Source organism: Lactobacillus sp. M44, from assembly GCF_058130005.1.
This window is the reverse complement of record NZ_CM176707.1, coordinates 527,381-542,527: the sequence shown is the minus strand read 5'-3', so window position 1 is coordinate 542,527 and position 15,147 is coordinate 527,381. Positions and strand designations below refer to the sequence as shown.

At 32.1% G+C, this 15,147-nt stretch carries 12 protein-coding genes; 1 reads left to right on the top strand and 11 read right to left on the bottom strand.

Annotated features, from left to right (window positions below):
* Positions 1 to 152: 152 nt before the first annotated feature.
* Positions 153 to 1,943, top strand: a complete 1,791-nt coding sequence (gene pepF, locus AC38BG_RS02660) for an oligoendopeptidase F (RefSeq protein ID WP_489937625.1) — start codon at positions 153 to 155, stop codon at positions 1,941 to 1,943.
* Between the two features lie 59 nt (positions 1,944 to 2,002).
* Here the strand turns inward: pepF and AC38BG_RS02655 are convergent, their stop codons facing one another.
* From AC38BG_RS02655 to AC38BG_RS02605, 11 genes are all read right to left on the bottom strand, one after another.
* Complete coding sequence (locus AC38BG_RS02655; protein WP_489937624.1) at positions 2,003 to 2,995, bottom strand: tagatose 1,6-diphosphate aldolase; 993 nt, start codon at positions 2,993 to 2,995, stop codon at positions 2,003 to 2,005.
* Between the two features lie 101 nt (positions 2,996 to 3,096).
* Positions 3,097 to 4,308 (bottom strand): MDR family MFS transporter, encoded by a 1,212-nt coding sequence (locus AC38BG_RS02650; protein WP_489937623.1) that lies wholly within the window; start codon positions 4,306 to 4,308, stop codon positions 3,097 to 3,099.
* Between the two features lie 96 nt (positions 4,309 to 4,404).
* Entirely contained in the window at positions 4,405 to 5,748 is a 1,344-nt protein-coding gene (locus AC38BG_RS02645; protein ID WP_489937622.1) for a DUF438 domain-containing protein, read from the bottom strand.
* Entirely contained in the window at positions 5,741 to 6,298 is a 558-nt protein-coding gene (locus AC38BG_RS02640) for an iron-sulfur cluster assembly protein (protein ID WP_489937621.1), read from the bottom strand. The genes AC38BG_RS02645 and AC38BG_RS02640 overlap by 8 nt, the downstream gene beginning before the upstream one ends.
* A 46-nt stretch (positions 6,299 to 6,344) precedes the next feature.
* A complete protein-coding gene (nrdG, locus tag AC38BG_RS02635; protein WP_489937620.1) occupies positions 6,345 to 7,058 on the bottom strand; it encodes an anaerobic ribonucleoside-triphosphate reductase activating protein in 714 nt (237 codons plus the stop codon).
* On the bottom strand, positions 7,048 to 9,210 hold the full coding sequence (nrdD, locus tag AC38BG_RS02630) for an anaerobic ribonucleoside-triphosphate reductase (protein WP_489937619.1): 2,163 nt from the start codon (positions 9,208 to 9,210) through the stop codon (positions 7,048 to 7,050). Before nrdD ends, nrdG begins: the two co-directional genes overlap by 11 nt.
* Positions 9,211 to 9,407: 197 nt before the next feature.
* A complete protein-coding gene (locus AC38BG_RS02625) occupies positions 9,408 to 10,679 on the bottom strand; it encodes a carboxylate--amine ligase (protein ID WP_489937618.1) in 1,272 nt (423 codons plus the stop codon).
* Positions 10,680 to 10,698: 19 nt separating this feature from the next.
* On the bottom strand, positions 10,699 to 12,648 hold the full coding sequence (gene asnB / locus AC38BG_RS02620) for an asparagine synthase (glutamine-hydrolyzing) (RefSeq protein WP_489937617.1): 1,950 nt from the start codon (positions 12,646 to 12,648) through the stop codon (positions 10,699 to 10,701).
* 126 nt (positions 12,649 to 12,774) lie between these two features.
* The gene (locus tag AC38BG_RS02615) at positions 12,775 to 13,698 is read right to left on the bottom strand and encodes an FAD:protein FMN transferase (protein ID WP_489937616.1); all 924 of its coding nucleotides are present in this window, start codon (positions 13,696 to 13,698) and stop codon (positions 12,775 to 12,777) included.
* A gap of 10 nt (positions 13,699 to 13,708) precedes the next feature.
* Positions 13,709 to 14,494: a tyrosine-protein phosphatase gene (locus AC38BG_RS02610; protein ID WP_489937615.1), complete on the bottom strand. Its 786-nt coding sequence runs from the start codon at positions 14,492 to 14,494 to the stop codon at positions 13,709 to 13,711.
* Between the two features lie 68 nt (positions 14,495 to 14,562).
* Complete coding sequence (locus AC38BG_RS02605) at positions 14,563 to 15,093, bottom strand: PTS sugar transporter subunit IIA (RefSeq protein ID WP_489937614.1); 531 nt, start codon at positions 15,091 to 15,093, stop codon at positions 14,563 to 14,565.
* Positions 15,094 to 15,147: the final 54 nt, after the last annotated feature.

The window sequence follows — 15,147 nt, the reverse complement described above, 5'->3', positions numbered from 1 at the left end:
AGTTCCTTTCAAAATGGTCTATTACCTTTTTACCACTTTTTGTTATTAAATATGAAATAATGTCAACTTATTAATATTAACTTATCTTTTGCCTTTTTGGCTATGATAACGATAAAATAAAAATAATTATTTTGATAGAGAGGATAATAATTATGAGCATTCCTAATAGAAATGAAGTTCCACGTGAATTAACTTGGGATTTAACCCGTATTTTTAAAACTGATAAGGACTGGGAGCAAGCATTCGATCAAGCCCAATCACAAATAAATGATATTGCACAAATCAAAGATGACTTTACAAACTCAGCCACTAATTTATACCAAGGTATAGTCCAGATGCTAGCAATTAGCAGAAAATTAGAAAAAATTTACGTTTATGCAAGCATGTCTAGTGATGTTGACACAAGTAACTCCCATTATTTAAGCTTTAGTGCCAAAGCTAAAACTCTTGCTAGTCAATTTGAAGCAGCTACTTCATTTGTTAGTCCTGCTATTTTAAAATTAACTAGTGAAAAATTAACTGAATATAAAAATGAAATACCAAAATTAAAGCAATTTGATCATTATTTGGAACAAATTACTAATAAACGCAGTCATACCTTGCCTGCAAATGAAGAAAAATTAGTTGCTGATGCAGCTGATGCATTAACTTCATCTGAAACCACTTTTAATGTTTTGACTAATTCAGATATGCAATACCCATATGTTGAAACTGAAGATGGAGAAATGGTGCAATTATCTGATGGATTATACAGCTTATTAATCCAATCCCAAAATAGAAATATTCGCAAGGGTGCCTTCGATGCGATGTACGAAACTTATGGACAATTTGAAAACAGTTTAGCATCTACACTGGCAGGTAACGTTAAATCACACAACTATAATGCAAAAGTCCACAATTATCCTGATGCAAAAACTGCAGCTTTAATAAATAACGGTGTACAAACAATTGTTTATGATAATTTAATCAAATCAGTTAACCAACATCTTGATTTATTACATCGATATGTAGCATTGCGCAAAAAGGTATTAAAGCTCCCTGATTTACAAATGTATGATATGTATGTGCCTATTACTGGGAAGCCTGCATTATCATATACTTTTGATCAAGCAAAAAAAGAAGCCAAAAAGGCATTAGCTCCACTTGGCAGCGATTATTTAAGTCATGTAGATTATATTTTTGAAAATCGAGTTATTGATCCAATTGAATCTAAAGGAAAGGTTACAGGTGCTTATTCTGGGGGGTCATATGATACTGATCCATACGAGTTATTGAATTGGGAGGACAATATTGATTCTTTATATACTTTAGTCCACGAAACAGGACATTCAGTTCATTCTTGGTATACAAGACATAATCAACCTTATGTTTATGGAAACTATCCAATTTTTGTAGCTGAAATTGCATCTACTACAAATGAAAATATCTTAACTGAATATTTCTTAAAAACAATCACTGACCCTGAAACCAGAGCTTTTGTTTTAAATTATTATTTAGATTCATTTAAAGGAACATTATTTAGACAAACTCAGTTTGCAGAATTTGAACAATTTATTCATGAACAAGATGCAAAAGGTAATCCATTAACAGCTGATTATCTAAATGACTATTATGGTCAATTAAATCAAAAATACTATGGTGATAGTGTAGAGCCCGGTGGCGATATTGCAAAAGAATGGTCACGTATTCCACATTTTTATTACAATTTTTATGTTTATCAATATTCTACGGGTTTTGCTGCAGCTACGGCTTTAGCAAACAATGTAGTTCATGGAACTGATATGCAGCGTGAAGCCTACATTAACTATTTAAAATCCGGCTCTAGTGATTACCCAGTTGAAATTATGAAAAAAGCAGGGGTTGACATGACAAAGACTGCTTATTTAGAAGATGCGTTTGCAACTTTTGAAAAGAGATTAAATGAATTAGAAAAATTATTATAATCCATAAAAAATAGACTTGGCATTGATTTAACCAAGTCTATTTTTTATATACTTATTTTTTATTCAACAGTTAACTTGTCTTTCCAAGATTTAGCACCTGTTAAAACAGCATTTAAGTTTTCAATATTTTGTTTACCATGAGTTGCAAGCCATTCACGTCCTGCTTCTTCACTTACAGCGGCAAATGGTTTAATTGAAGGCTTCCAAGTAGCACGGCCACACAATACACCATTGTATGCAACACCTGCTTCATTAGCCATCTTAATTTCAGCAATAAATTCTTCAGATGTTACACCAGCTGATAAGAAGATATATGGTAATTTAGTAGCTTGTGATTGTTCTACTAATAACTTCTTAGCTTCATCTTGAGTATATACAACTTCATTATCACCATTAAATCCTTCAACGTATTTAATGTTAAAAGGCATTTCAAGTTTCAATACAGTTACGTTATATTGAGGCTTTGAGAATTCTTTAATAGTTGCCATAACTTTGTGAGGCTTTACTTTAGCAAATTCAGCACTTTGGTTATCTGGATTTGATGCACTATATGTTAACAATTCCAAAAATAGTGGCAAACCAACAGCCTTTGCTTCTGCACCAACACGTTCTACAAATGCGTGCTTTTTGTCTAAAATGTCATCACTTTCATCTGGATCGTAGTATAGCAAGAATTTAATTGCATCAGCACCTTGTTCTTTTAATCTTAGAGCTGATTCATGATCTAATAAATCTGGCATTCTTCCAGGTTCGGTTACATCATATCCAGTTTTTTCATAAGCTAATAACAATCCAGTACCCTTGGCACGAACTTTAGAAGCAGGTAACCCATATTCTGGATCAAGTAAGATACTTGATGCATATGGTGTCAATTCTTCAGAAATAGCTTTCTTGAAATCAACAATAGTAGTTTCATCAGCTGGCTTATTTGCAGCTGCTGCTAACATTTTCTTTAATGAACCTCTTTGGTCAATAGCTAATGCAGCGATGACACCATCCTTATTTGATAAATTATCCATGTGTTTTGCAACTTCAGCGTTAATAGTTGGCATATGCATATTCTCCTTTTGCATTTCAATCTTTCCGCACAAAATCATTATAACAAAATTTGTTAAAAAAAGTTCAATAATGTTTGACAATTTTCTTTTTTATCTTATTTAAAACGTTTTAAATGACTTTGAATCTTTTGATGGATTGGAATTAACACAACTAAATTCACAAATAATACTGTTGTCGCAAGCATAAATAAAGAAATATACCCAGCTTGATCAATTATAATTCCACCAAACAAGGGTCCCAACGCTCTACCTACAGAACTTGCTACCATAGTATAACCTTGATATTTTCCTTTGCTATTCATAGGAGATAAATCGTTGATATATGCAGGGATTGCTGGCATTACAGTAGCTTCTCCTAAAGTTACTATAATCATAGAAATTACAAAATGAAGGAAGTCTTTTGCAAAGATCAAAGTCACAAATGATAATGCAAACATCAGCATACCAAATAAAACTTGTTGAAAAAGTGTCTTAAAAATTTGTGGAAATCTAGTCAAAATCACTTGAACTAAAACAATAATTGTTGCATTAATTGTCCAAAGCAAACTATATAGATGAAATGGAATACCTAAAGAAACCATATAAACTGATAAATTAGATTCCCAGTTCATATACATTAGCCAAATAATTATCAATGTCACAAAAAAGCTATATGACAACCACAAGTTAGCTTTAGGCATTTTCATAAACTTAGCTTTTTGTTTTTGCTTTATTTGGCGCAATTTATGATAAGCGATGATTGGGTGATAATTAATAATTGAATTGACTGCAACTATGACAAACAATAAAGCAGCTACAACAAATAATAATGTAATTGAATAATCATACATATACCCAACTAATAGCGTACCTGTAACAACACCAAGATTTTGCGCAAAATACAACATGGTGAAGACTCTTCTTGCTGGATATTTTTTTAGACTAGTTGCAATTGAATTAATTAATGTTCCATTCCATCCAGCAAAAAATCCCGTTAATGTAAGCCACACCCAATATATTGGCCAGCCATGAAATGCGGCCATAAAAAATAAAATCGCTGCATCTGCAATTGCACCAGCAATAATTAAAGGATATGGATTTAATCGATCATACAATCTTCCTGCCAAAGTAGATCCTATAATATTGGCAACGCTATTAAAAAATAATACTATCCCAATAACTGATAAGCTAATATGTAGTTGTTTATTTAAATACACTGAAGTCAAAGGCCATATAAAACTTGCCCCTACCCATGCTGCAAATTCACCTAATAACAGCCAATGTATTTTGATTTCTTTTATATTATCGGAATTATGTGCAATATTCATATTTTTCACCCCCTAGAATTTTAGTGTAACAATCTTTTATCAAAAAAAGAATAGCATTCAAAAAATCTACTCTTAAATACTATTCTGTACAATATTTTAATTATCTATTTGGTTTTCTAAAGTCTTACTTCCTGTTAATTGCCTTAATCTAGTAATATCTTGAACCACTTCTAGACATCCTAAATAGTTATCATTATCATCTCTAACTGCATAAAATTTTAAATAAATAAACCTATCATGTATTTCAAACCAAAAATCACAACAATCTGCTAGTCCTTCATGAAATTCATCTAGGATATGTAATACTTTATCCAAACTTTTGGGAGGATGACATTTTATTACTGGTCGTCCAATAACACTCCTAGTTCTCGGAAAAACTCGATCAGTATCAGAAAACCATTTTACTCGATCATTTGCATCTACAAAAGTTAAATCTACTGGCAAAACATTAAAAATTGCTGGAATTTCTTTTAAACTTAATGCTCCCACTTGCATTTTGATTTTAGCATTTTGCATATCAGGTATTACAAGCTCAGCTTCTTTGCCTGCTTCACCTGCTATATATTCTTCATCACCACGCAAAGGCTTATCACTAATAGTGATATCATCCCTCACACTTGTTTGATTAATTTGAGCTTTATCTTGAATAACTTTAGCTTCATCAATATCCATCTGTGATGGTTTCCATGCTGGTGGGCGATTAATTAATGTGTAACCAATTTCTGATTCATCTTGTTTTACCGTATACCAGTCTTGAGGAGTAGCTACTTTTTCAACCATTGGTAACATAATTGCTTGCTCTTTAAAAATCATTTCTAAAACTTCTTTACAAGCACGCTCAATTTTCATTTCTATAACATATTTATCTGGCAATGGGGTTTGATTGACTGCACTAATTGCATCTTTGATCAGACCTCTAATTTGATCATCAACACCCCACATTACTTTAGGAGGAGCTGTGATTCCATATTTATCCATAATTAAAAAAATGGAATCTTCTTTTCGTTTATAATGCTTATCTATTTGCATCAAATCAGCTAATTCGCTGCAAATTCTTTCAAGCAATTCATTATTTTTACCATCTTGCTGCCACTTTTTTAGATCAGGCAATAACGAATCATTGATTAATGATGTAATTACTGTATTTTCTTGCTTTAATGTATTTACAGGATGTCCTGGAGTTAAAAATGCAGGGTTTTGCTTTGGTGCAGTAATATTTCCTTTAAAAACAACAACATGAACATTACATAAATCTTGAATATCAGCAGGATTTAAGCCACCTGCTATCAATGCTTGTTCTGCTCTAATAATCTCATTAACATCCACATTCCCTAACGTTTTTTCAAATAGCCTTTTAGCCTGTGTTAAATCGCCACCATTTTGAATAAAATGCAAAATATCTAATATTTGTTTTTGTCTTAATTTATCATTACTACTCATTAACCAAGTAGCCCCTTTGTTCAAATTCTTGTTTTATGGTCTTCAAATCAATATCCATTGCTTGAGCACCTAACTTGATATTCATTATACGACCAACAGTGTTGAGCATACCAGGAATTTTAATTCGTGTAAAACCAATTGCAACCATTATCTCAACAAAATCTGGATATTGGTCTGCTAAAATCTTTATTGGAGTGTTAAAATCAATTACTTTTTGACCGCTATTTTTAGGCGGAACATGCAGCCCTAATTCTCTTTGAGCTATTTTGCTCATACGATCCTTAGTCCAGACGGGATACCAGACCAGTTTAACACTGCAATGCTTAACTTGATCTAATTTTAAAATTGCCTTTTTGATTTCATTATCCAAATATCCACTCAACGGACATCCCATTACAGTTAAAGTCATTTTAATAGTTACTTGATCACCATCAATATCAATCCCATATATCAGTCCTAAATTAACTATATCAACTTGCAGCTCTGGATCAATTACCTCTTGCAATTGCTCAATAACTTTATCAGCTAAAGCCATGTCTTCTTCATTCATAATTAAATCCTCCCATAAAAAAAGAAATTGAATAATTCAATTTCTCTTAACGCACCAATTTATCCCATATTACCACTTTATTTTGAGCTAATGATTTAGGAACATCGATAATTCTTTGATTTGAACTACCTCTAAATTGCAGAGTCAAATCTTTTAAATCTTCTTCAAATCTTCCATCAACTAAAATATCAATTTTTGATAATAAATCTAGCTTATCGGGTGTTTCCTTCATCAATTCATCCCAAGTATATCCAGACCACGACCAAATATCTTTAGTATGACCAAATTCTTTGCGAATTCGATTGACTATTTTTAAACATACCTGAGTATTTAAAAATGGTTCTCCACCTAATAATGTTAATCCTTGAACATAACTTTCAGATAAATCTTTAATTATTCTATCCTCTAACTCTTGAGTATAAGGCTTTCCATAATTAAAATTTTGAGCTACTAAATTGTAACATCCTGGGCAATCAAATAAGCATCCACTCACATAAAGACTACATCTTACACCTTCACCATCAACAAAATTAAAAGGTTTATAGTCAGCTATTTTTTGCAAGCTATATTGCGAAGCTTTCCATTCTTTAGGTTTGGGATTTTTAGGCCTTTTCTTTGATAATCTAGTATTTAACTTAATTTCATTTTTGGGCTTATATTCATTACTATCCACAAAAATTGACTCACCATTAGAAGTAACTTTAATCAAATTTCCTCTAATATCAGGCCCTTGTTGATTGTTTTGATCTTTACTTGGCACTCATATTTCCTAACTGCATATGCTTTACACGATGAATTATTTCTTCATGACGACCATGAACCATTGGCCTTCTTAACGGATTACCTAAATATCCACAAGTCCTTTTTACACAATCGCAGGTCTTTGGGTCATGATTGCCACAGTCAGGGCATTCAAATCCTTTTGCAGTAGCTTTAAATTCTCCAGCAAAACCGCATTTATAACACTTATCAATTGGAGTGTTAGTTCCTAAATATCCAACTTTATCATAAGCCCAATCCCACACTGCCTCTAAAGCTTTAGGGTTTTGTTTTAAATTAGGATATTCACAATAATGAATAAATCCACCAGAAGCATATTTTGGATAATCCATTTCAAATGTCAATTTTTCAAACGGAGTTGGGTGTTTTCTGACATCATAGTGAAAACTATTAGTGTAATATTCTTTATCAGTAATATCTTTTACTTTGCCGAATTTTTTAATATCCAATTGACAAAATCTATCAGTTAAACTTTCACTTGGAGTTGAATAAACACTATAGTGATACCCTGATTGTTTTTCCCATTTTTTACATTCTTGATTTAGTTTTTTGACAATACTTAAAGTAAAATCGTGTGCTTCTTGGTTATGTTCCCAATTAGATCCATAAAATACTGTACCTACTTCATACAAACCAATATAGCCAATTGAAACTGTCGCACGACCGTTTTTAAATAAGTCATTAACATTACCATTTTCTGATAATCTCTTGCCAAATGCTCCATATTGATATAACACTGGCGCATTAACTGGCTTAGCTGCCAGACAGCGCTTTACTTTATATTGCAAAGCTTCATGAGCTGTTTGAATGCGATCTTCAAATATTTGCCAGAATAAGTCTTTATCACCATGTGACTCCATTGCAATTCTTGGCAAATTAATGGTTACTACACCTAAATTCATTCTTCCTGAATTTACTTCTTTACCATTTTCATCTTTCCATCCTTGCAAAAATGAACGACAACCCATTGGGGCTTTAAATGAACCAGTAATTTTTTTGATAGTGTCATACATCAAGACATCTGGATACATTCTTTTAGTTGCACACTCAACAGCTAATTCCTTAATGTCATAATTTGGATCACCAGGTTTTAGATTCAGTCCTTTTTTAATTGAAAAAATTAATTTTGGAAAAATTGCAGTTCTGCGTTCTTTTCCTAAACCTTTAATTCTGATTTTTAAGATATCTTTTTGAATCTCCCGTTCAATCCAAGATGTTCCTAAGCCAAATCCTACTGTCGTAAATGGAGTTTGCCCTTGGGATGAAAACATAGTGTTAATTTCATATTCTAAGCTTTGCATTGCATCGTAAATATCTTTTTTAGTATGTTTAATAGCAAATTGCTTAGCTTGTTCTTCATCATCAATAAATTCTTTAGCATCTTTTAAATGTTTTTGATAATTTTTTTCAGCATATGGTGCTAATACCTCATCACATCTATCAGCACTGCAACCACCATATTGACTAGAAGCTACATTAGCAATAATTTGAGTCATTTGACCAGTTGCTACTTGGATAGAATTGGGACTTTCCATATAAGCATTACCAATCTTAAAACCATGTGCTAACATCTCTTTAAAATCAATTAAGCAACAATTAGTCATAGGAGATAATGGTGTATAGTCTAAATCATGCCAATGAATATCTCCTCGCAAATGAGCTTTAGCAATATGTTCAGGCATCATAGTTAACCCAACTGTCTTACCAACTGTACCCGCAATTAAATCACGCTGAGTGCTAAAAACATCACTATCTTTATTAGCATTTTCATTAACAATTGAAGGGTCTCCTTGGATCATTCTTTGCAAGCGCTGTTTAGTATCAGTTTGTTTTTTGAATTCAGCTTGCATTTTTGCATGATATTCAACATATGCTTGAGCTTTTCGATAATAGCCTAGATCAATTAAAGCTTTTTTAAATCCATCAAAAACTTCTTGAGCATCAACTTGATTTTTATTATCAAGATATTCAAATAATTTAGTTAAGATTGCATCGGTTTCATCTTGTAATTTTAAAGAATTAATTACTGCCTTAATTTTATATAAAGCAAAATGATAAACTGCTCCATCACGTTTGATAAATGTCTGGGGCATTACGATATTATATTCATTAGTCAGTTCTGAAGCAAACATAGTTTTTTCCTTTCAACAGCTTTATTTAGATATTATATTACCACCAATACTACATCTTGTATTCTGTATAATTTGGCTTTTCTATATTTTGTGTTAGTAAACTTCTTGTCCCAGTTGAACTTAGCCCGCAAAAAAAATTTCGTATAGAAAAAAGCTTCGAAATTTTTAACTATGATTTCGAAACTTCATCTTAATTTTTATCTTTTTTCAAAATATTGACCTTTGTTTACTTGGTAATATTTCTTAAAACGTCCAACATAATTATGGAACATGTACCACAATAAAAGTGAGCGTTTAAAGCTGTGGTCTTTATTATAGTAAACTGTAGTACCATAGCGACCTTCATGAATTAACTCTTCTGCTTTTCTCTTTGAATCATTATCATAAGCATATTTTTTAAAGACCTTTTCAGGAACACCTAGCCATAACTTATATTTAGATTCTAATTTATTGCCATAAACAGTTTGCTTATTTTGTAAATCATCCATTACATAGTCATCAACATACCATTTAGCTAAATTATATCCATTCAAAGTAACATAAAAACTAGAACGTCCCTGGCGCAAGTTGATTTCAAAAAATTTATATTGTCCATCACGAACATCATATTTGATATCAAAATTAGCCATCCCTGTATAATTTAATTTTTCAAGGAATGATTGCACTTGTTCATATAATTTTTCATTATATTCAGGTAAAATTGCCATATAATTTCCAATTGATTGTGGGGTTGGATCCTCTAGCAAGGGATGACCTAAACACATCATTTTTACTTGGTGATTTTTATCAACATAAGCATTTAAAACTCTCATGTTAGAGTCATCACCTGGGATAAAGTCTTGCAAAATTAAATCTGCTTTATATCCATTTCCATAGATTTTGCCAACAATATCAGATAATTCAGCTTCATCATGAATTGTAAATGCCTTTTTACGGCCTTCAAAATGAACATCAAGCCAAGAAACTGGGTCTTCTGGTTTTAATTCAACAGGATAATTAAATGGAATAGTCAAATAATTTTCTTTTTTAAAATCATCCATGGTAATGATTTTAGTTTTTGGATATGGTAACCCATATTTTTCAGCAATTTCATAAAATCCTTCTTTAGAAATTAGCTTTTCCAATAAATCATAATTAATGTATGGAACAACAAAAACTTTTGAAAGTTCATCTTTATGCTTTGAAAGAAGTTCTGCATACCCATCTCCACAAGCAATCAAGATTACAGGTTCTTGATGGTCTTTAAATTCATCCATTTTTTTGCGCATAACTTCAATGAAATTTGGATCTTCACTAAAACCATCATATGTTTTCACATTGACGATTTTTGAATACCTAGTTGCAGCAAGTGCAGTTTGTGCCCATGCTTCAACTGTAATTCCATATTCTTCATTGAAGGATCGTGCCATTCCATAAACATTAATATCACTACCAAGTAAAATTGGCGTAAATTTCTTTTTCTCTTCCATCTAATAAATAAATCCTTTCTTACAGAAGCTTACCTTGAGCAATAAGATCAGCAACCTCTGGTTGAACATGTTGATACTTTTTGACTGTATTTTCATAATCAACAAAGAACAACTTATACCAAACTAAGAAAGTATAAATTACCCAAATTTGGCGGCGGTGTGAACCATCACCTTTATAGTTATCATCAAGCAGTTTTAAAATGCGATCTTGTTCGAAAATATCAGAAACAAAGCTCTCTGAGAACAGCTCACGTACTTGCTTATAAAATCTTTCTTCTTTTAACCATTGTTTAATTGGTGTTGGGAATCCTAATTTAGGACGTTTTGCCCAAGCTTCTGGCAATACTTTTTCAGATGCTTTACGCAAAGCATACTTAGTATCATGTACATTAATTAAATATTTAGAAGGGATAGTATTAGCAAGCTCTGCTATTTTTTTATCAAGATATGGTACACGCAATTCAAGTGAATGTGCCATTGTAATCTTATCAGCTTTTTGCAAAATATCATTTAACATAAAATGATGCAAGTCGATATATTGCATTTGCTTAACGGATTCTGCATCTTTTACACGCATAAAATCTTCTTGATAATTGCCATTAACTGTTAATTTGTTGCGATACATTGGTTGCAAGACATTGTTTGCATCAGAAGATGAAAAGATAGTTGGATAATCCATGTCATAAATTATTGATTGACCAACATAATATTCACTAGGCTCTGCTAAATTAGTGTACATATGTACTTTACCCGGAAAATCAGGCATCTTCTTAATATCTTTTGCTAATTTAATTCTTGCACCCTTAGGTAATTTCTTTAAGCCTGCAGTAAATACTTTGATTACGTCATTATGAGTATGCATCCCATAATTTACATAACCTGCAAATAACTCATCAGCACCTTCACCAGATAAAGCAACTGTTACATGTTTTCTAGCTAAACGTGCTAAATACCATAATGGAATTACAGAAGGGTTAGCATCTGGTTCATCTAAATGATATTGCATTTCAGGAAAGTCTCTCATTGCATCATCTGATTTAACTTTATCTGCATAAAACTTCCAACCTTTCATGTCAGATAAGGCTTTTGCCTTTGATGCTTCATCATAAGTTGGATCATCAAAGCCAATTGAAAACACAGAATCTGGATTCAAAATACTAGTAATATAACTTGAATCGACACCCTCTGATAAAAATGCCCCAACTGGAACATCAGCAACTCGATATAAATCAACAGTTTCTTTTAAATCTTCATCGATTTTTTTAACAGTTTCTTCAAAACTCAAGCTATTTTGAACATATTCTGCATCCCAATATTGGTTGATTTCCATATTGCCATCATGGTAAGCAAACCAATGCCCTGCAGGGAAGCGATAAACTCCCTTAAAAAATGTTTCATGTAAATCATTATATTGGTTCATCAAGTAAGGCTTAACAGCTTCCATGTTCAATTCTTTTTTGAATCCAGGGAATGCCAAAAAGCTCTTCAATTCACTACCAACCAATAATTTACCATCTTGGCGAGTATAATACATTGGCTTAATGCCAAAAAAGTCACGTGCGCCAAACATTGTCTTTAATTCATCATCCCAAATTAAAAAGGCAAACATCCCACGAACTTTTTTCAATAAGCCATCCATACCCCATTCTTCATAACCATGGAGCAATACTTCAGTATCAGCTTTAGTTGTAAAAGTGTGACCTGCATCAATTAATTGTTTACGTAAAGGTTTAAAATTGTAAATTTCGCCATTAAAAATAATAGCTTTAGTATGATCTTCATTATAAATTGGTTGATCACCACCACGTAAGTCAATAATAGATAGTCTTCTAAATCCCAAAGCCATCACATCATTAACATACATTCCGTCAGAATTAGGTCCACGGTGTTTAATAGTAGCCATCATTTTGCCAATAGCAGCTTGTTTATCATTAATTTCTGGATCGTAGAATGCTGCAATTCCGCACATATTACCCCACTCTTTCCTAGCAATTGCTATTTTACAAATTTGTTACAATAGTGACTAATTTATTATATGCTAAAAGGTCTTATTAACAAAGTATATGAGCCTAATTTAACAGTTTTATAGAAAATATTAAAAATTCACATACTCAACTTGGTCATCATCATAAACAAAAATAGCACCTAATCTATCAGGATCTTTTTCAAGCCAACCATCAATCGGATGTCCTGCAAAAAATAATCTCTTACATTCAATTTCTGCTTCAACAGAATTTTTAGTAAATGTAGTTACTCCAGCAACCCTAGTTTTTAAAGGATATCCGGTTCTAGGATCTATTAAATGATGATATTTGTGTCCATTCACTTCTAAATAGCGCTCATAAACACCCGATGTTACTGCGGAACATTCAGGAATTGTAACAGTAGTAATGTTTTTTGATTCATTTTTAGGATCTTTCACTCCCAAAACCCATAATCCACTTTCTTTTTTGGGCGAATTATTTACAAATAACACATTGCCACCTAAATTTATAATTCCAGCCAAGACCCCATATGCTCGCCATAAATCACGAATTCTATCTGCAATCCAGCCTTTAGCGATGCCTCCTAGATCTAATTCCATGCCTTTTTTAGTCAAAAAAACACTTTGATTTAAATCGTTTAGTTCTACATTAAGTGGATCAATTAGCTTCATTTTTTCTTTTATTTCTGAATCACTTGGAACATGCGCACCTTTAAAGCCAATTTTCCATAATTTTACAACGGGACCAATTAAGGCATTAAAGCCAAAATTTTCTCGGCTTTTTTCTACAGCTAATTTTACCAATGAATACACAGGACTAGATATTGTTGCTGCATGTATACCTGCAGCATTGTTAATGTCCATTACTTGTGAATGGTCACGATTTACTGTTAATAAATCTTCATAGTGGTCTATCAACTTAGTTGTTTTATCTAATAATTGATTAGCATCTTCAGTACCAAAAATTTGCAAAGTGATATTAGTGCCTAGAGCACGATGTTTTCTAATACTTTGTTTTAAAGCAATATTTTCCATTTTTATAGCCTTATTTTTCTAAATATAATTCTTGCAGTGCATGCTTCATGTCTTCAGTAATCTCCAATTGATCAGTTATATATTTTTTCATTCCACCATAATTTTTGTCTATTTCAATTAAAGCAGTATCTAAATATTCATCTGAAACAGATCCTAAAGATCTCAAATTAGCTCTCAAAATATCACTTTCACCTAATTTACGAGAAGCCAGATCTCTTTTGGCGCGGTAGTCATTTAATAGATAATTTGAATATAAATAGTCTTGTCTAATAATTTCAGAACTTACTCCTAAAATATTCAAGATATAGACCGTAGCCATACCTGTGCGATCTTTTCCTTCTGAACAATGAAAAATTGTAGCACCTTTTGCATCAATTAATTCAACTATCAGTTTATGAAAAGCTTGTTGAGCATGTTTTTGGCTAACTGCTTCATGATAATTCAAACACATTCTTTTAAAGCCAGCATATTGATCTTTAGTGTATTGTTTTTGCAATTGTGATATCTCAATGTTTGCTTGTGTCAAATCTTTAGCAAATATTGGATCATCAATATGCAGCGTACTAGCAATTTCAATATCTGGTTGAGTGGTAGTTTCTGATTTAGATCTTAAATCAACTACTGTTTGTAATCCATAATCGAGCAGATATTGTTTATCTTCATCAGATAATTTATTCAACTTGCCTGTTCTAAGCAATCTCTTTGATTTGATGCGTCGATCATCAATTCCTATATATCCGCCCAAGTCACGGGCATTAGAGATAGATTTTACTGGTAAAACATGTACTGACTCCAACTTACTCAAAACTCCTTTCTAAACTAATACCGGATAGTATTACTACCCGGTATTTTGACACAAATTAATTATTTTGCAATCACTTGTATGACTGGCTGTCCTGCAGCTACTTGCCTTAACTCAAGTTTTCCTAAATGATCTACTTTATCCATATTAGTAACTATAACCATAATTGATGGATTTTTTCCAGCTTTTTTAACTTGTTTTAAATCCATAGAACCAATTTCTTGACCAGCTTTAACATGACGACCATCAGAAATATTTAATGTAAATGGTCGGCCATTTAATTCGACAGTATCAATTCCTAAATGAACTAAAACTTCTAATCCATTATCTGCTTTAAAAGCAAATGCATGCCTTGTAGCCATAACTGTAATCACAATTCCATCAATAGGGGCAACTAATTTTGAGCCTTCTGGCATAATTGCAAAACCATCACCTAGCATTTTTTGAGCAAACACTAGATCGTCAACATCAGCTAAATTCATTAATTCACCTTGCGCTGGAGCAACTATTGTAGCTGTCTTATCAATTTTTTTGACAGGTGTTATTTTATCCTCAGTTTTTTTGCTTTTAAAAAGCCTTTGCAACCATGACATATAGCTATTACCTTCCTTTTTAAATCTCTTTTTTATTATAACATTTAAAAAGTA